This window comes from Caulobacter segnis ATCC 21756 (genome assembly GCF_000092285.1).
In the GTDB taxonomy this organism is placed as follows: Bacteria; Pseudomonadota; Alphaproteobacteria; order Caulobacterales; family Caulobacteraceae; genus Caulobacter; species Caulobacter segnis.
Window position 1 is genome coordinate 3,714,144 of record NC_014100.1, and the last position, 16,067, is coordinate 3,730,210.

General features: G+C 68.6%; 18 protein-coding genes. 10 read left to right on the top strand and 8 right to left on the bottom strand.

Annotated elements, in window-relative coordinates:
* Nucleotides 1-395 precede the first annotated feature (395 nt).
* From flgK to CSEG_RS22915, 5 genes are read left to right on the top strand one after another with little or no spacing between them, the layout of a single operon-like run.
* A complete protein-coding gene (gene flgK, locus CSEG_RS17010) occupies nucleotides 396-2,507 on the top strand; it encodes a flagellar hook-associated protein FlgK (RefSeq protein ID WP_013080467.1) in 2,112 nt (703 codons plus the stop codon).
* A 3-nt stretch (nucleotides 2,508-2,510) separates the two neighbouring features.
* Nucleotides 2,511-3,434, top strand: coding sequence for a flagellin (locus CSEG_RS17015; protein ID WP_013080468.1), 924 nt, complete (start codon nucleotides 2,511-2,513; stop codon nucleotides 3,432-3,434).
* Nucleotides 3,435-3,478: 44 nt separating this feature from the next.
* Nucleotides 3,479-4,699 (top strand): tRNA 2-thiouridine(34) synthase MnmA, encoded by a 1,221-nt coding sequence (gene mnmA, locus CSEG_RS17020; protein ID WP_083778492.1) that lies wholly within the window; start codon nucleotides 3,479-3,481, stop codon nucleotides 4,697-4,699.
* 55 nt (nucleotides 4,700-4,754) lie between these two features.
* Nucleotides 4,755-5,204, top strand: coding sequence for a membrane protein (locus tag CSEG_RS17025; RefSeq protein WP_013080470.1), 450 nt, complete (start codon nucleotides 4,755-4,757; stop codon nucleotides 5,202-5,204).
* Nucleotides 5,201-5,344, top strand: coding sequence for a hypothetical protein (locus CSEG_RS22915; RefSeq protein ID WP_013080471.1), 144 nt, complete (start codon nucleotides 5,201-5,203; stop codon nucleotides 5,342-5,344). The genes CSEG_RS17025 and CSEG_RS22915 overlap by 4 nt, the downstream gene beginning before the upstream one ends.
* A gap of 8 nt (nucleotides 5,345-5,352) precedes the next feature.
* On the opposite strand, the gene CSEG_RS17030 is transcribed toward CSEG_RS22915, so the two are convergent.
* Nucleotides 5,353-5,853 carry a winged helix-turn-helix transcriptional regulator gene (locus tag CSEG_RS17030; RefSeq protein WP_013080472.1) on the bottom strand — a complete coding sequence of 167 codons (501 nt, stop codon included), beginning with the start codon at nucleotides 5,851-5,853 and terminating at the stop codon, nucleotides 5,353-5,355.
* Nucleotides 5,854-6,083: 230 nt separating this feature from the next.
* Between CSEG_RS17030 and CSEG_RS17035 the strand changes: the two genes are divergently transcribed.
* Nucleotides 6,084-7,271, top strand: coding sequence for an acetyl-CoA C-acyltransferase (locus CSEG_RS17035; protein ID WP_013080473.1), 1,188 nt, complete (start codon nucleotides 6,084-6,086; stop codon nucleotides 7,269-7,271).
* 53 nt (nucleotides 7,272-7,324) lie between these two features.
* Nucleotides 7,325-7,594 (top strand): GNAT family N-acetyltransferase, encoded by a 270-nt coding sequence (locus CSEG_RS17040; RefSeq protein ID WP_013080474.1) that lies wholly within the window; start codon nucleotides 7,325-7,327, stop codon nucleotides 7,592-7,594.
* On the opposite strand, the gene CSEG_RS17045 is transcribed toward CSEG_RS17040, so the two are convergent.
* Together CSEG_RS17045 and CSEG_RS17050 are read right to left on the bottom strand one after the other, a co-directional pair.
* On the bottom strand, nucleotides 7,591-8,970 hold the full coding sequence (locus CSEG_RS17045; RefSeq protein ID WP_013080475.1) for a M20/M25/M40 family metallo-hydrolase: 1,380 nt from the start codon (nucleotides 8,968-8,970) through the stop codon (nucleotides 7,591-7,593). The genes CSEG_RS17040 and CSEG_RS17045 overlap by 4 nt on opposite strands.
* 75 nt (nucleotides 8,971-9,045) lie before the next feature.
* A complete protein-coding gene (locus CSEG_RS17050) occupies nucleotides 9,046-9,546 on the bottom strand; it encodes a winged helix-turn-helix transcriptional regulator (RefSeq protein WP_013080476.1) in 501 nt (166 codons plus the stop codon).
* A gap of 99 nt (nucleotides 9,547-9,645) precedes the next feature.
* Between CSEG_RS17050 and CSEG_RS17055 the strand changes: the two genes are divergently transcribed.
* Entirely contained in the window at nucleotides 9,646-10,455 is an 810-nt protein-coding gene (locus tag CSEG_RS17055) for an SDR family NAD(P)-dependent oxidoreductase (protein ID WP_013080477.1), read from the top strand.
* 108 nt (nucleotides 10,456-10,563) lie between these two features.
* Here the strand turns inward: CSEG_RS17055 and CSEG_RS17060 are convergent, their stop codons facing one another.
* Nucleotides 10,564-11,133 (bottom strand): OmpA family protein, encoded by a 570-nt coding sequence (locus CSEG_RS17060; protein ID WP_013080478.1) that lies wholly within the window; start codon nucleotides 11,131-11,133, stop codon nucleotides 10,564-10,566.
* A 179-nt stretch (nucleotides 11,134-11,312) separates the two neighbouring features.
* Nucleotides 11,313-12,182, bottom strand: a complete 870-nt coding sequence (locus CSEG_RS17065) for a LysR family transcriptional regulator (RefSeq protein WP_013080479.1) — start codon at nucleotides 12,180-12,182, stop codon at nucleotides 11,313-11,315.
* Nucleotides 12,183-12,278: 96 nt separating this feature from the next.
* Between CSEG_RS17065 and bla the strand changes: the two genes are divergently transcribed.
* Nucleotides 12,279-13,181, top strand: coding sequence for a class A beta-lactamase (gene bla / locus CSEG_RS17070; protein WP_013080480.1), 903 nt, complete (start codon nucleotides 12,279-12,281; stop codon nucleotides 13,179-13,181).
* A 45-nt stretch (nucleotides 13,182-13,226) separates the two neighbouring features.
* Here the strand turns inward: bla and CSEG_RS17075 are convergent, their stop codons facing one another.
* Nucleotides 13,227-14,195: an SDR family NAD(P)-dependent oxidoreductase gene (locus tag CSEG_RS17075; RefSeq protein WP_013080481.1), complete on the bottom strand. Its 969-nt coding sequence runs from the start codon at nucleotides 14,193-14,195 to the stop codon at nucleotides 13,227-13,229.
* A gap of 105 nt (nucleotides 14,196-14,300) precedes the next feature.
* On the opposite strand from CSEG_RS17075, the gene CSEG_RS17080 reads away from it, so the two are divergent.
* Entirely contained in the window at nucleotides 14,301-14,879 is a 579-nt protein-coding gene (locus tag CSEG_RS17080; protein ID WP_013080482.1) for a TetR/AcrR family transcriptional regulator, read from the top strand.
* A gap of 6 nt (nucleotides 14,880-14,885) precedes the next feature.
* On the opposite strand, the gene CSEG_RS17085 is transcribed toward CSEG_RS17080, so the two are convergent.
* On the bottom strand, nucleotides 14,886-15,218 hold the full coding sequence (locus CSEG_RS17085) for a hypothetical protein (RefSeq protein ID WP_013080483.1): 333 nt from the start codon (nucleotides 15,216-15,218) through the stop codon (nucleotides 14,886-14,888).
* A gap of 45 nt (nucleotides 15,219-15,263) precedes the next feature.
* The gene (locus tag CSEG_RS17090) at nucleotides 15,264-15,926 is read right to left on the bottom strand and encodes a TetR/AcrR family transcriptional regulator (RefSeq protein ID WP_013080484.1); all 663 of its coding nucleotides are present in this window, start codon (nucleotides 15,924-15,926) and stop codon (nucleotides 15,264-15,266) included.
* Nucleotides 15,927-16,067 lie beyond the last annotated feature (141 nt).

A 16,067-nucleotide genomic window follows, 5' to 3' on the forward strand; every position in this document is an offset into this window, starting at 1 on the left:
TCGAAGCTCGGTTGGGCGGCGGTTCATGACGAACGCGCCTTTGCTTCCCTTCCCCAGCAATGGTCGGGCCAACTCGGTAAACGACCATCAAGTCATTGTTTTTATTGAGATTAACTCGTCGTTTACGATCTCCAAACCGCTGTCGAGCGGCGCTTTTTGCCGAGTTCGCAGGGCTTGCGAGGACGGGAGTTGCCGCGTCGCCGGGTCGCGCCCCGACTTGGCGCCCTCCTTGCGCATGACATTTCGTCGAATGTCCGACCCACGGAACTCTTCGCCATGAAATTCAATGGCTTGGCACATATCGGGATCCTGATCCCCACCCCGCCCCGGCAAGTTTCGCCGGGCAAGGACGCGTCGTGCGTTGCGCGGATTGCCGAGCGGAAAGGATCGTTCGCATGTCGCTGAACTCGATCATGAGCACGGCGACGTCCGGCATGACGGCGGCCCAGACAGGCCTGCGCGTCACCTCGGACAACATCGCCAACGTCAACACCAATGGCTACGTCCGCAAGACGATCTCGCAGTCGAACATGCTGTCCAACGGCATGGGCATCGGCGTCAGCATCGACGCCATCAAGCGGGCGACCGATCGCTTCCTGACCACGGCCAGCCTGAACGCCGCCTCGGACAGCAGCCGCGCGACCGTGATCGCCCAGTCGCTGAACAACGTGCAGCAGCTGTTCGGCGACCCGACGGGTTCGACCAGCTTCTTCACGCGACTGGACGACGTCTTCACCGCCTTCTCGGCGGCGCAGGACGACCCCTCCTCGGCCCTGCTTCGCACCCAGGCCCTCACGCGGGTGGATCAGTTCCTCAGCGAGTCCAGCCGCATCACCTCGTCGATCTCCAAGCTGGGCAAGGATGTCGACACCCGGATCTCGGGCGATGTCGACCGGGTCAACGACCTGCTCAGCCAGATCGACGCCCTCAACACCGACATCACCCGGGCCAAGGTGGCCGGCACGGACGCCACGGGCGCCGAGAACGTGCAGAGCGGTCTGGTCGACGAGCTGTCCAAGCTCATGAACGTCCAGGTCACGCCGCGCACCATGGGCGGCGTAGTGGTCCGCTCGACCGAGGGCCTGCCGCTGGCGGGCGACGGCGCGGCCAAGGTCACCTACCAGACCTCGCCCACGGCGACCGGTTACCTGACGGTGCAACTGGCCAACGGCTCGCCGGTGCCGACCCCGCTCAATGTCTCGAGCGGCGAGATCCGTGGCCTGATGGAAGTGCGCAACAACGAACTGGTCAACATGTCCGACCAGCTGGGCGAGTTCACCTCGCGCGCGGCCGAGGAGATCAACCGGGCCGCCAACGGCGCCTCCGCCGTCCCCGCGCCGAGCACATTGTCCGGCCGCGACACGGGCCTGGACGACCAGGCCGCCCTCACCGGCTTCACCGGCAAGACGACGATCGCCTTGACCGACAGCAGCGGCGTGATCCAGCGCCGGATCGACATCGACTTTGACGCCGGGACCATGTCGATCAACGGCGCGGCCGGCCCCGCCTTCACCCCCGCCAACTTCATGACTCAGCTGAACACCGCCATGGGGGGCATGGGCGGCGCCGGGTTCACGGGCGGCGCCTTGACCCTGACGGGCTCCGGGGGGCTGGGCGTCGCCGTCGCCGACGACGCGACCACGCCGTCCAACAAGGCCGGCAAGGGCTTCAGCCACTATTTCGGCCTCAACGACATCGTCCGCACCAATGGCTACTCGCCGTACGAGACCGGCCTGACCGCGACGGACGCTCACGGCTTCACCTCGGGCACCATGACCATCCGCCTGACCGACGTCGAAGGCGGACGGATCCGGGACGTCATCGTCGACGCTCCCGTGGGCGGCACGATGCAGGACTTGCTCGACGCGCTGAACTCGCGCGCCTCGGGCGTTGGCCTCTACGGTCAGTTCTCGCTGAACACCAAAGGTCAGATGACCTTCGCCTCGAACACCACCACGCCGGTGACCATGTCGGTGGTGGGCGACACCACTGAACGCGGTGTCGGCGGGCCTTCGGTCAGTCAGCTGTTCGGCGTCGGCCCGGCCGAGCGCAGCACGCGCGGCGAGAAGTTCTTCGTCAACACGGCGATGGACCAGAACCCCACGCTGCTGCCTTTCGCCCAGCTGGACCTGACCCAGGCCGTCGGCGGCCTTGCGGCCCTGGCCATCGGCGACGGCCGCGGGGCCCTGGCCCTGGCCAAGTCCGGCGACACCGTCACCAGCTTCTCGGCGGCGGGCGACGCCTCGCCCGCGACCATGAGCGTCTCTCGCTACGCGGCCGACTTCAGCGGCTCCATCGCCCGCAAGGCCAATACCGCCGAAAGCCGCAAGGACTCCGCCGAGGCGGTGTCCGCCGAGGTCGACAGCCAGCGCCAGTCGGAAGAGGGCGTGAACCTCGACGAGGAGCTGATCAACCTGACCACCTACCAGCAGGCGTTCAACGCCTCGGCCCGTCTGATCCAGGCGGCCAAGGACATGTACGACGTGCTGACCGACCTTGTGAGGTAAGCCATGACCCGGGTCTCCACCGTCCAGAACTACAACGTCATGACGTCGAACCTGATGCGGGCCCAGATCCGCCAGAGCGACGTCGGCAACCAGGTCTCCAGCCAGAAGGTCGCCACCGACCTGAAGGGCTACGCCAAGAACGCCGAGATGCTGACGGCGATGCGCAGCACCCAGGCTCGGCTGGAAGGCCTGATCAGTCAGTCCAAGCTGGTCACCAATCGGCTGCAGATGCAGGACACGGGCCTCGGCAAGGTCGCGGACTCGACCAAGTCCGCCCGTGAGGCCATCGCCAACGCCCTGGCCTCGGGCAGCGCCCAGACCATGATGCAGCAGCTGCAGGCCGCGTTCGGCGATGTCGTGCAAGGCCTGAACACCAAGTCGAACGGCCTCTACGTGTTCTCGGGGGCCAAGACCGACACGGCCACGACATCGGCGGCCGCCATGACCGATCTGACCCTGGCGCCGACCACCGCCTCTCTGTTCAACAACGACCAGTACATCACCACCAACCGGATCGACGAACAGACCAGCGCCAAGACCGGCGTGCTCGGTGACGCCTTCGGCGTGTCGGTGTTCGACGCGTTCAAGCAGGTGCAGGCCTATGTCGAGGCCAACGGGCCGTTCACCGGCAAGCTGAACGACGTGCAGGTGACCTTCCTGAAGGGCCTGCTGCCGACGTTCGACGCCGCCTACAAGGGCGCGGTCGACGCCCAGGGTAAGAACGGCGTCACCCAGAAGCGCTTCGAAAGCGCCGAGACCGACCTGCAGAACCAGGCCGACACCCTAACCAGCATGGTCGGCGACATCGTCGACGTCGACATGGCCGACGCGGTGACACGCCTGGAATCGGCCAAACTGGCGGTGCAGGCCTCGGCTCAGGTGTTCAGCAGCCTGCAGCAGTCGTCGCTGCTAAACGTGCTGAAGTAGGTCCAAACCTCGCAAACCGGGCCTTCTGGCGTTATATGGCGGCGATGACCGCCGACCTGCTGACCAAGACCGACACGCCCGACGCCGACTCCCTGATCGCCCGCGCCGTCGAGCAGGCGCGCGCCGCCGTCGGCCTGCCCGAGGGAACGCGGATCGTCGCGGCCATGTCCGGCGGCGTGGACTCGACCGTCACCGCCGCCCTGCTGGCCCGCGCCGGCTACGACGTGGTCGGCGTCACCCTGCAGCTTTACGACCACGGCGCGGCGATCTCGCGCAAGGGCGCCTGCTGCGCCGGTCAGGACATCCTGGACGCCCGCATGGCGGCCGAGCGCATCGGCATCCCGCACTACGTGCTCGACTACGAAAGCCGCTTCCGCGAGCAGGTCATCGAGGACTTCGCCGACGCCTATCTGCGCGGCGAGACGCCGATCCCGTGCGTGCGCTGCAACCAGACCGTCAAGTTCCGCGACCTGCTGGACGTCGCCCGCGACCTGGGCGCCGAGGCCATGGCCACTGGCCACTACGTCCAGCGCGGCATGCCCGCCGGGACCAACCGCCCGCAGCTGCGCCGCGCCGCCGATCCGGCCAAGGACCAGAGCTACTTCCTGTTCGCCACGACGCGCGAGCAGCTGGACTTCCTGCGCTTCCCGCTGGGCGGCATGGACAAGCCGACCGTGCGCGCGGTCGCCGCCGGTCTTGGCCTCTCGATCGCCGACAAGCCCGACAGCCAGGACATCTGCTTCGTACCCGAGGGCAAGTACACGACCGTCATCGACCGCATCCGCCCGCAAGGCGCGGAGGCTGGCGACATCGTGCACCTGGACGGCCGCGTGCTGGGCCGCCACGAGGGCGTGACGCGCTACACGATCGGCCAGCGCCGGGGCCTCAATGTCGCCGTCGGCGACCCGCTGTTCGTGGTCCGCATCGACGCCGACAAGCGCCAGGTGATCGTCGGCCCGCGCGAGGCCCTGCTGACCGCCGCCCTCACCTTGAAGGAAACCAACTGGCTGGGCGGCCAGGACGACCTGGCGGCGGCCGCCGACGAGGGGCAGCCCGTGTTGGCCCGCGTGCGTTCCACCCGCGAGCCGGTCGCCGGCCGCCTGAGCCTGCTGGACGGCGAGGTCGCCGTGACCTTCGACGGGTCCGAGGAAGGCGTCGCGCCCGGCCAGGCCTGCGTGCTCTACGACCCCGCCGATCCCGAGCGCGTGCTGGGCGGCGGCTTCATCGCGCGGGCGGTGCGGGCGATGGACCTCGCGCCGGTCTGACCGGATCAAAAGGCGGCCTCCAGGGTTCTCCAAGGGACATCCCTGGAGATTCCGCATGCTTCGATCCTTGCTCATCGGCCTTTCGGCCGGCTCCCGCGCCCTGACGCCGCTGGCTACGGTCAGCGAGGCCGCGCGGGGCGGTCATCTCGCCGACAACAACCCGGCGGTTCGCCTTCTGGCCCATCCGCTGTTCTCGGCCGGTTCCAAGGCGTTGGCGGCGGGCGAGCTGTGGGGTGACAAGATGAAGTCCGCGCCGGACCGCATCGTCCCGGCCGGCATCGCCGCGCGCTTGTTGGCCGGCGGCCTGTCGGGCGCGGCCCTGGCGCCGCGCAAGCAACTGCTGTTGGGCGCGGCCCTGGGCGCCGGCGCGGCTGTCGCCGCCGCCTATGTGACCTTCGACGTTCGGATGCGAGCTCTCCGCCGCTGGGGCCAGACGCCGACCGGCCTCGTCGAGGACGCCCTGACCGTGGGCGCGGCGCAATGGGTGGTGCGAGGCGCCAAGTGAGCAAGCCTCGGACGCCCAAGCCCAAGCTGCCGCCGCCGCCCAAGCCGGCCAAGGTCACGGCCGAAGGCGTCCGCCGCCAGCGCCAGCACATCAAGGAATTGACCGGAGAAGATCCGCTGCGCGGCGGCGTGGCGGACTAGGGCGGGCCCTATTCCGCCGCCATGTTCGCCGCTTCCAGCGCCTCGCCGACGGTCAGGCTGTCCGGGTTGCGCGGCGCGCGTTCCAGGTCGCGGCGATCAACCACCTCGCCGCAGGCCTCGCAGGCCAGCACCGGGTGGAAGGCGCAGCCGCAGGCCTTGTGCGTGAACAGCACCGGCGAGTTGTCGCGGCCATAGACGTGGCGATCGCCCCACTCGGCCATGGTCAGCAGCACCGGCGCCAGGGCCAGGCCCTTCTGGGTCAGCCAGTATTCGTGGCGCGGCGGGCGTTCGGAGTATCTGCGGGTCTCCATGACGCCATGGCCGACCAGGCTCTTCAGCCGCGCGGCCAGGACGTTGCGTGCGACGCCCAGCCGCTCCTGCCATTGCTCGAAGCGTTTCACTCCGGCGAAGGCGTCGCGGAGGATCAGCAAGGTCCACGGGTCGCCCACGACCTCGAGGGTGGCGGCGACCGAGCAGCGCTCGTTGGTGTAGTCAGCGGTACGGCCCATGACGCGAGGGTGCGGCGTTCCGCGACGGAAAGCAAGCGCGTTGCGTTTGAAGATGAACCAATGTAGGTTTTTATTCGCAATCGACTCTCTCGGTTATTGCGAACTGGCGAGCGGCCCGTGGAGTCCACAAGGGCCGCTCGCCCCTTTCTCATCACGATCTCGCAAGCCTCTTGCGCGGGATGCGGCGATGAGGGCCTATCCCGCCTCAAAAGCTTTGTAGGGAGCAAGTCATGTCCGCCGCCGATCCCGTCGTCATCGTCTCTTACGCCCGCACGCCGATGGGCGGCTTCCAGGGCGCGCTGGGCGGCGTGAAGGCCACCGAACTCGGCGCGACGGCGGTGAAGGCCGCCATCGAGCGCGCAGGCGTCTCCGGCGACAAGGTCGAGCAGATCATCATGGGCTGCGTGCTGCCGGCCGGGCTTGGCCAGGCGCCGGCTCGCCAGGCGGCGCTGGGCGCGGGACTTCCCCTGTCGGTCGAGGCGACCACGGTCAACAAGATGTGCGGCAGCGGCATGCAGGCGGCGATCATGGCGCACGACGCCCTGGCGGCCGGCTCGGTCGACCTCGTCGTGGCCGGCGGCATGGAGAGCATGACGGGCGCGCCGTACCTGATGGCCAAGCACCGCGGCGGCGCCCGCATCGGCCACGACCAGATCTGGGACTCGATGTACCTGGACGGCCTGGAGGACGCCTACACCCCCGGCAAGCTGATGGGCGCCTTCGCCGAGGACACCGCCGCCCAGTACCAGTTCACCCGCGAGGCGATGGACGCCTACGCCACCAAGGGCCTCGCCAAGGCCAAGAGCGCCATCGAGAGCGGCGCCTTCAAGGGCGAGATCGCCCCGGTGACGGTCCAGACCCGCAAGGGGACCGAGGTCGTCGACACCGACGAACAACCGCTGAAGGCCGATCCGGCCAAGATCCCGACCTTGCGCCCGGCCTTCGCCCGCGACGGCGGCATCACGGCGGCCAACAGCTCGTCGACCAGCGACGGCGCCGCGGCCCTGGTCATGACCCGCGAGAGCGTCGCCAAGGCCCTGGGCCTGCCGATCGTCGCCCGCGTCGCCGGCCACGCCGCCCACGCCCACGAGCCCGGCCTCTTCACCACCGCCCCGGTCCCGGCCATGAAGAAAGCGCTGAAGAAGGCGGGCTGGAGCGTCGAGGACGTCGACCTGTTCGAGGTCAACGAGGCCTTCGCCGTCGTCGCCATGATCGCCCAGCAGGAACTCGGCATCCCCGAGGACAAGCTGAACGTCAACGGCGGCGCCTGCGCCCTGGGCCACCCGATCGGCGCGTCCGGCGCGCGCATCCTCTGCACCCTGATCGCGGCCCTGCAGGCGCGCGGCGGCAAGAAGGGCTTGGCGTCGCTCTGCATCGGCGGCGGCGAGGCCACGGCGATGGCGGTGGAGCTGGTCTGAGGCCATATGATCCTCACCCGCAACGCGGGAGAGCATCAAGCGTTGGAAAGTTCATGACCGACACCTTCCGCCATAACCCCGAACTCAGCCGCTACGAGCTGGAAGTCGACGGCCTGCTGGCCGTGGCCGACTACCAGCGCTCGGGGCATCGGCTGGTGATCCCGCACGTCGAGGCCGACCCCGCCCTGCGCGGCACGGGCGCCGCCGGACGGCTGATGACCAAGGTCGCCGAGACCGCTCGCGCCGAGGGCATGCGGATCACCCCGCTTTGCTCCTATGCGGCGGCCTGGCTGAAGCGGAACGATCCGGACCTGATCGCCTAGGGTTGCTTGGGCGCGGGCGGCGGGCTTTCGAAGCTGCCGGCCGGCCCGGGGAAAACGATCGGGCTCTCCCAGCCGTCGGGGCTGATCGACGAGACGCCGAAGAAGTAGTCGTCGATGACCACGTCCTTCAGGGTCGCGGTTGCGGCGGGACCGGGAACCCAGCGGTTCAGGCGCCAGGTCGGATCGGTCGTCACGCGCCACCAGACGCGGTGGCCGGCCGCGCCGGGCGTCGGGGCCCAGGAGACCTTGGTGTCCGGGCTGACCGCGCCCTCGATCTTCACGCCCGACGGCGGCGGCGGGGCGGAGGCGAGGCTCGCCATCGCCACAACGTTCAGCCGCGTGACCTGCGCCAGATAGGCGAAATCCACGCCCTCGATCGTGTCGCCATAGACCTTGCCGTTCTCGGTCCGCAGGTCCTGGTGCTGGCGGTCGTAGTTCTCGACGGCCTCGGTCACGCGCACGGCCGGATAACCGGCCTCCAGCAGCGGCACCTGGTCGCCGCCCCGGCCGTAGCGGTCGGTGCGATAGACCATCACGACGTCGAAGTTCGTCAGGTACCTGTCGGCCAGGCCGTCCAGGTAGCGGGCCAGGTTGCGCGAGGGGCTGTCGACCTCGCCGCCGTTGTAGCGCCGGCCGTTGGCCTGCTCCGGCGTCTCGACCGCCTTGGTGCCTTCCGAGAAGACCCGGACGTGGGTGTTGTCCATCACCCCGCTCTGGCCGCGGCTGTTGCCGACGATGTCGTTGTTGAGGTCGGCCTCGACCTTCCAGCCGTTGGCCTTGGCGTAGTCGGCCAGCACCTTGCCGCCCAAGAGGCCCTGCTCCTCGCCCGACAGCACCGCGAACACCAGGGTGGCGGGGAACTTGTGCTTGGACAGCACCCGCGCGGCCTCGATCACCGCCGCCACGCCAGAGCCGTCGTCATTGGCGCCCGGCGCGTCGCTGGTGAAATTCATGACGTCGGTGACGCGGCTGTCGATATGGCCGGCGATGATGATCACCCGGTTGGGGTCGCTCGTCCCCTTCTGGATCGCCAGGACGTCCATCACCTCGGTCGGGTTGGGCACGCGGCGGCCGGTGAAGACCTGGGACGGCGTCTCGACGGTCAGGCAGCCGCCGCAGTCCTTGGAGATCGCCTCGAACCGCGCCTTGGTCCAGCGTCGCGCGGCCCCGATGCCGCGCTTGTCCGACTTGGTGTCCGACAGGGTGTGGCGCGTGCCGAAGCCGACCAGCGAGCGGATCGTGCTCTCCAGCGCCTTCGGATCGACGTCGGCGGCGACGGTCCGCAACAGAGGTTGGTCCGTCGAAGGGGCGGGCGTTTGGGCGTGGGCGACGCCAGCCGCCATCAGGCTGGCGGCGAGGACGAGGGACAGGCGCATGGCGACTCCGCAAAAGGCGCGCGAACGTTGCCGATACCAGCGATCGCCGACAACACATTTTCCGGATGCTGAGAGCTAGGCCTGCGAGGCCCGCGCGGCCATGAACGCTACTCGGTCCAGCACCTCGGCCCCCGCCGCCGGCCCGGCCGCGTAGGTGAAGTGCTCCGGCGTGATCGGCTTGCCGCTGACCCGGTCGACCAGGACCGGTTCGGCCGCCCGGCCTGTCTCGCGGTCGACCAGCTGCCCTGCGATCCCCTCGACCGCGAAGTGCCGGTTGCCGAAGGCCAGCATCGCCGTCAGCACCCCGCCGAAGTCCCGCCCGAGGTCCGTCAGAACATATTCGTAGCGCGGCGGTCGGGCGCTATAGGCGCGCTTTTCCAACAGGCCGTTCTCGACCAGGGCGGCCAGGCGCTTGGTCAGAATGTTCGGCGCCACGCCTAGGCTTTTCTCGAACTGGTCGAAACGTCCAAGACCGTGACTGGCGTCGCGGAGGATCAAGAAGGTCCAGACATCGCCCACCCGCTCCAGCGTGCGAGCGACCGGACATTGGGTGGGCGGGCGTTCAGATTTGCTCATGACGAAATATTTGGCGAGTAACTTGCGAAATGCAAGTTACTCCATAGCTAGGATGACGAGCCGGACCGATGGGGCCACGGCGAGGGACTTTAGAGAACGATGAGCGACAGCAACACCCAAGGCGTCCCTGGGGGCGCGGCCCTGATCACCGGCGCTTCCACCGGCATCGGCGCAACCTATGCCGACCGCCTGGCCAAGCGCGGCCAAGACCTGATCCTGGTCGCCCGCGACGAGGCGCGCCTCAACGCCCTGGCCGAGCGCCTGCGCGCCGAGACCGGCGTGAAGGTCGAGGTCATCAAGGCCGACCTGACCAACAAGGCCGACCTCCTGAAGCTGGAAGAGCGCCTGGCCTCCGATCCGGCCATCTCCACCCTGATCAACAACGCTGGCGTCGCGGGCGCGGGCGACTTCGTCGGGTCCGATCCGGACGCGTTCGAGAAGATGATCCAGCTGAACGTGACGGCCGTGACGCGGCTGGCGGCGGCGGCGGCCCGCAACTTCGTCCCGCGCAACGCCGGCACGATCATCAACCTAGCGTCCGTAGTCGGGCTGATGCCGGAGCTGAACATGCCGGTCGACGGCGCGACCAAGGCCTTCGTAACGTATCTGACCCAGGGGCTGCGCGTGCAGTTCGCCGACTCCGCCGTGCGGCTCCAAGCGGTGCTGCCGGGCGCCACGCGCACTGAAATCTGGGAGCGCTCGGGCTCGGACGTCGACGCGCTGGATCCGAACATGGTCATGGGCGTCGACGACATGGTCAACGCGGCGCTGGCGGGCTTCGATCAGGGCGAGCTGGTCACGATCCCGTCCCTGCCCGACGCGGCGGACTGGAACAACGCCCTCGCCGCCAAGGCCAAGCTCTATCCCAACCTGTCGCGCAGCCAGCCGGCGGATCGCTTCAAAGCCTAGGACGGAATCCTCGCCGGCGCGGCGCTCACTCCCGCGCCGGCGAGTCCGCCCAGGACCAGCTCTCCGGCTTGATGCCGACCGGAGAGCCGATCCGGAACGCGGGAGAAACTAGCTGAGCACCATCACGACGACGCGGCGGTTCTGGGCTCGGCCTTCGCGCGTTTCGTTCGGGGCGACCGGAGCTTCCTGGCCGTAGGAGATCGTCGCCATCCGGTTCAGGGCGACGCCGTGCTGGCTCAGGAACTTGCGCACCGTTTCCGCGCGCTTTTCACCCAGCTCGTCGTTGTATTCCTTCGAGCCCGAGTTGTCGGTGTGACCCTGGATCTCGAGGTAGACGTTCTTGTTGTCGGCCTTGAGCTTCTCGGTGAACTCCGACAGACGTTGCTCGGCCTCGGGCGACAGGGTCGCGGCGTTGACCGGGAACTTCACGGAGTCGTCGGACAGCACCAGGGCGTACTGGAACTTGCCCTCCGCCAGCTTGCCGGCGGCGATGGCGCGGTCCAGGGCCTCCTTGGAGGTCTTGTCCAGTTCGCCGATCTGGGTGTCGTGAGCGCTGACCCGCTCATTGACGGCGCCAACCTGGGTGTTGACGTACTTCTTGGTCGCGCAGCCGCTGACCGTAAGGCCGCCCATCACCAGGGCGGCGGCGACCATCATGGTCTTGGTGCTTGCTATCATCTGTTTCTCGTCCGTATTGACGCGGCGTCCTGCAACGCTCGCATCCTCAAAACGGACAGCCGAACTTGGCCAAAGATAGGCGCGATTCCGGCGCTTCCGGGCCAAGCTTAAGCATTGAAATATAGGTACATTATAACCCGCGCACGAACCCGCTTCGCGCGCTTTGGTTCCCGCAAAAATTATTCCGTTTCCGACGCCGAAATCCACGCCAGGAAGGCCTTCAAGGCGGGACTCGGCGCCTTCGACTTCAGCCAGGTCAGCCAGTAGCGGCCCGCCCCGACCTCGATTTCGAAGGGCCGGACCAGCCGTCCTTGGGCGAGGTCTCGCATGAACATATCGGGCGGCGCCAGCGCCACGCCAAGCCCCTGGATCGCCGCCTCGACCATCACCCAGGAGCTGTCGAACACCGGCCCGCGGATCGGCGGCGGCGAGAGGCCGGCGGCCGCGAACCAGTCGGGCCAGTCGGCGGCGCGGTAGCTGCGCAGCAGGGTCTCGCGGAATAGGTCCTGAGGGCCCGAGAGGCGCTCGGCCACCGCTGGGGCGCACAGCGGGCTCATGGGCGCGGCGAATAGCGGCGCGGCCTCGGTCCCGTGCCAGGCCCCGTCGCCGAAGCGGATGGCGCAGTCCAGCCCCTCACCCGCGAGGTCGGCGCGGTTGTTGTTGGTGAAGAGTCGCAGGTCGACGAACGGATGGGCTTCGCGGAAGGCCGGCAGGCGCGGCAGCAGCCAGCCGACCGCGAAGGTGCCGACCACCCCGACGCTGAGCACCTCTGTGACCCGGCCGCCCTCGAAGCGCGCCAGGGTGTCGTCGAGGCGGTCGAACGACTCCCGCACCGACGGCAGCAGGGCCAAGCCCTCGTCGGTCAGGGCCAGACCCCGGGGCAGCCGGCGGAACAGCGTCGCGCCCAGCCGGGCCTCCAAGCCCTTCACCTGATGGCTGATCGCCGCCTGGGTCACGCACAGCTCGATCGCGGCCTTGGTGAAGGACAGGTGGCGCGCCGAGGCCTCGAAAGCGCGCAGGGCGTTGAGGGGCAATTGGGCGCGGCTCAAGCGTCAGACCCTAATCCAGCTAATGGGTGCGCCAAGCTATCGTCGTTTGCGCGGAAAGCCAGGCCTGGGCAGTTTCCGCGTCGAGGAGAACCCCACATGCTGCATCGTAGAACCCTGATCACGGCCCTGGCGGCCGCGCCCGCCCTGCTGTCCGTCGCCGGCCCATCCCTGGCCCGCGACCGCGCCATGGCGACGAAAGACCTTAGCTCACGTATTAACGAATTGGAGAAGGCCAGCGGCGGCCGGATCGGCCTGGCCGTACTGGACACCCACGACGGCCGCCGTTTCGCCTGGCGCGGCGACCAGCGCTTCCGCATGTGCAGCACGATCAAGGCCCCGCTTAGCGCCGCCATCCTGCGCCGTGTCGACCAGGGCCGTGAGCGGCTGGACCGGCGGGTGACCTTCGGGCCCGAGGTGCTGATGGACAACTCGCCGATCGTCGAGAAGCATGTCCAGGACGGCATGACGATCGGCCAGCTGTGCGAGGCGACGATCACGCTCAGCGACAACGCCGCGGCCAACCTGCTGTTCGAGGCCCTGGGCGGCGCGAGCGGCGGCCCGGCGGCCCTGACCCGCTTCCTGCGGGCCATCGGCGATCAGACCACCCGCAGCGACCGGCTGGAGCCGGAACTGAACCGCGGCCCGCCCGACGATCCGCGCGACACCACCACCCCCGCGGCCATGCTGGCGACGTGGAAGACCCTGCTGCTGGACGACGCCCTCTCCCCCGCCTCGCGCCAGCAGTTCCGCGACTGGCTGATCGCCAACAAGACCGGCGACCGGCGGCTGCGCGCGGGCCTGCCGCCCGGCTGGCGCGTCGGCGACAAGACCGGCAACAACGGCCGCGACATCACCAACGACGTCGCCATCGCCTGGCCGCCGGGACGAGGTCCCATCCTGATCGCCGCCTTCCACGACCGCGGCGGCGACGAGGCGGCCCGCAACGCCGTCCACGCGAATGTGGCGCGGGCGGTCGTCGCGGCGGGCTTCGGCGCCTAGCGCGCCCAGCCTTGAGGACCGGGCGCGCGCCGTGGCGGTCGGTGGCTAGAACGCTTCGCCGACCATCTTCTCGCTCAACGCCCACAAGGCCTGGGCGCGCGCCGGGTCGACGGCGTAGGGACGGACGCCAGCACGGAGCAGCGAGTCGCTCTCGACCCGTTCGGCCACGTGACAGTCCTCGCAATAGCGTCCGCCGACGGCCTCGGCCGGCGCTACGACCCCGGCCCACACGCTGGTCGCCGCGCCTTGCGGAATGGTCTTCATCTGGATCGGAGGCTGCCCCTGGGCGGCGGCCTCCGCGTTCAGCTGGTCCAGCCACTGCTGGATGAAGACCGGGTCCAGGTGTCGGCTCAGCTCGGTATGGATGCCGCCCGGATGCACGGCGGCGGCTCGGACGCCGCGCGCCTTGTGCCGCCGGTCGAACTCGACGGCGAACAGGACGTTGGCGGTCTTGGAGCGGCCATAGGCGCCAAACGGCGTGTACTCGGTGGTCTCGAAGTTCGGGTCCTCGAGATCGACGTCCGAGAAGCGATGTCCGGCCGAAGCCAGGGACACCACGCGCGAACCCGCCTTCAGCAGGTCGGCGATGCGGTTGACGAACAGGAAGTGGCCGAGGTGATTGGTCCCAAACTGGGTCTCGAAGCCATCGGCCGTCTTGCCGAACGGCGTCGCCATCACGCCGGCGTTGGCGATGACCAGGTCGAACGAACGGCCATCCTCGACCAAGGCGTCGGCGGCGGCGCGAACGCTCTTCAGGTCGGCCAGGTCCAATTGGATCAGTTGCAGCGAACCGCCGCCGGTCGCGGCCGCTTCGCGCACGGCGGCGGTCGCCGCCTCGGCCTTGCCCAGGTCGCGGGCCGCTCCGACAACGTCGGCCCCGTGCGCCGCCAGGGCTCGGGCGGTCTCGACGCCCAGGCCGGCCGAGACGCCGGTGACCAGCACCCGCTTGCCGCTCAAGTCCACGCCCGCCAGGACGTCGTCAGTGGTGGATTTGGCTCCGAATTGCTCGGTCATGGCTCTCTCGTCCTTGAGGGAATGTTGTCCAAGCTCGCCCAACCGGGTTAAATGGAGGGCAGCTCCGGATACATATTCGGAGGCCTCCTCCGTTTTTCAAGGTCGATGCCCGAAGAATCCGAAACCAAGGCGCGTAAACCCCGCGCCGACAGCCTGCGCAACCGCGAGCTTCTGCTGACCGCGGCCAAGGCGGCCTTCACCGAGACCAGCGCCGAGGCGCCGCTGGAGGACATCGCCCGGCGAGCCGGCGTCGGCATCGGCACGCTCTATCGCCACTTTCCTACGCGCGAGGCCCTGATCGCGGCGGTCTATGCGCGCGAAATCCAGCAACTTGCGGCCTCGGCCGACAGCCTTCTGGCCCAGCGCTCGGCGGGCGAGGCGCTCGGCGCCTGGCTGGATCTGCTGATCGACTACATGGCCACCAAGCGCGTCGTGGCCCCGGCCCTGCGCGCCGATCCGGGCGAGGGCTCGAAGCTCTACGCCGACTCGGGCGCGACGATCCTCTCGACGCTCCAACGGCTGACCGACGCCGCCCACGCGGCCGGCGACATCCGCGAGGACATCGGCTTCGAGGACATTCTGCGGATGATGAGTGGCCTCAGCGTCGGCTACGACCAGCCCGGCTGGGACACCGGCGCGCGGCGGTTGCTGAGCGTGATGATGGCGGGGCTTGGGGCGCGGTGAAGCGCGTCACGCCCCCTCTTCGTCCACGTAGATCACCACCGGCTTGCCGCGCGACAGCGGCTCCCAGCCGGCCTCGATGGCCGAGGCGATGGCCTTGGCGACGATGCGGACTGGGATCTGCGAGGGCTTCAGCGGCGGGGCGCTGAACTTGGGCTTGGGACCGGGCGGGAACTCGATCAGCGCCTCGCGCTGGCCCTCCTTGTGGCGCACGGCGATCACCTTGCCGTGCCGCTCCGACGGGTCGTAGGACCACTGCGGCAGGCGATGCAGGCGCCAGACATACGGGTCTCCATCGACCTCGATGTCGAACTCGACGATCAGCTTGTTGGGTTTAGCCATGAGGGGAGATAGCGCGAAGGGCGCGAGGGGGAAAGTGGCGGGACGCTACGCCCCCAGGAAGTGCAGCCGGATCGTCTCGCGGAACATCAGGACCTGCCGGCTGATCGCCGTGGGGTCGCCCAACGCCTTGGTCAGGGTCAGACCGCCGTAGGTGAAGGCCAGAAGAGCCTCGGCCAGGTCGGCCGCGCTGGCCTTGCCCTTGGGAGGATAAGCGGCGGCGATCTCGTCCAGCCAGTCGATCAGCCGCCCGCGCCACGCCGCGACGCTGTCGAGGGTGGTCTGGCGCAGCGAACGGTCCCAGGCGCGGTCCTGGAAGGTGACCGTGGCTACCATGCAGCCCGGATGGGCGTCGGCGACCTCCGCCATGGCCTCGGCGTAGAGCTTCAGGAACACCAGGAAGGCGTGCAGCGGGTCGTCGCTCAGCTCGCGCGCTCGCAGCATCAGCGCATCGAACGCGCGATTGCTCTCGGCATTGTAGCGTTCGATCAATTGCCGGGCGAGATCGGCCTTGTCGCGGAAATGGTAGAAGAAGCCGCTCTTGGTCAGGCCGGCCGCCTCGACCAGCTCCTCGATCGAGGTCGCGGCGAACCCCTTGCGGATCACCGCCTCGAAGGTCAGGTCGAGTATGCGTTCGCGGGTCCGCTCGCCCTTGCTTTGAGGTTGGAACTCCACCGACGGTGCGGTTTTTTCCGGCGGCTGCGCCGACATTGCTGCTCTCCTCCATCGACCGGCCGCCAAGTCGCTCTGATCATTGCGGAAAATCGGACTTCTCGAAACCGACCGCGTGACCGCTAGTGTCGAGACCGGCTCACCGCGTACTCCATGGCTTCGAGAACAAGGATACGACAG

What these genes read in the sequence shown, in the direction of transcription:
- CSEG_RS17080 (WP_013080482.1), top strand. Translation starts at nt 14,301, where the DNA reads ATGCCCGAAGAATCCGAAACCAAGGCGCGTAAACCCCGCGCCGACAGC.
- CSEG_RS17030 (WP_013080472.1), bottom strand. Translation starts at nt 5,853, where the DNA reads ATGGGCCGTACCGCTGACTACACCAACGAGCGCTGCTCGGTCGCCGCC.
- CSEG_RS17055 (WP_013080477.1), top strand. Translation starts at nt 9,646, where the DNA reads ATGAGCGACAGCAACACCCAAGGCGTCCCTGGGGGCGCGGCCCTGATC.
- CSEG_RS17085 (WP_013080483.1), bottom strand. Translation starts at nt 15,218, where the DNA reads ATGGCTAAACCCAACAAGCTGATCGTCGAGTTCGACATCGAGGTCGAT.
- mnmA (WP_083778492.1), top strand. Translation starts at nt 3,479, where the DNA reads ATGACCGCCGACCTGCTGACCAAGACCGACACGCCCGACGCCGACTCC.
- CSEG_RS17050 (WP_013080476.1), bottom strand. Translation starts at nt 9,546, where the DNA reads ATGAGCAAATCTGAACGCCCGCCCACCCAATGTCCGGTCGCTCGCACG.
- CSEG_RS17090 (WP_013080484.1), bottom strand. Translation starts at nt 15,926, where the DNA reads ATGTCGGCGCAGCCGCCGGAAAAAACCGCACCGTCGGTGGAGTTCCAA.
- CSEG_RS17075 (WP_013080481.1), bottom strand. Translation starts at nt 14,195, where the DNA reads ATGACCGAGCAATTCGGAGCCAAATCCACCACTGACGACGTCCTGGCG.
- CSEG_RS17045 (WP_013080475.1), bottom strand. Translation starts at nt 8,970, where the DNA reads ATGCGCCTGTCCCTCGTCCTCGCCGCCAGCCTGATGGCGGCTGGCGTC.
- bla (WP_013080480.1), top strand. Translation starts at nt 12,279, where the DNA reads ATGCTGCATCGTAGAACCCTGATCACGGCCCTGGCGGCCGCGCCCGCC.
- CSEG_RS17060 (WP_013080478.1), bottom strand. Translation starts at nt 11,133, where the DNA reads ATGATAGCAAGCACCAAGACCATGATGGTCGCCGCCGCCCTGGTGATG.
- CSEG_RS17015 (WP_013080468.1), top strand. Translation starts at nt 2,511, where the DNA reads ATGACCCGGGTCTCCACCGTCCAGAACTACAACGTCATGACGTCGAAC.
- CSEG_RS17040 (WP_013080474.1), top strand. Translation starts at nt 7,325, where the DNA reads ATGACCGACACCTTCCGCCATAACCCCGAACTCAGCCGCTACGAGCTG.
- CSEG_RS17035 (WP_013080473.1), top strand. Translation starts at nt 6,084, where the DNA reads ATGTCCGCCGCCGATCCCGTCGTCATCGTCTCTTACGCCCGCACGCCG.
- CSEG_RS17025 (WP_013080470.1), top strand. Translation starts at nt 4,755, where the DNA reads ATGCTTCGATCCTTGCTCATCGGCCTTTCGGCCGGCTCCCGCGCCCTG.
- flgK (WP_013080467.1), top strand. Translation starts at nt 396, where the DNA reads ATGTCGCTGAACTCGATCATGAGCACGGCGACGTCCGGCATGACGGCG.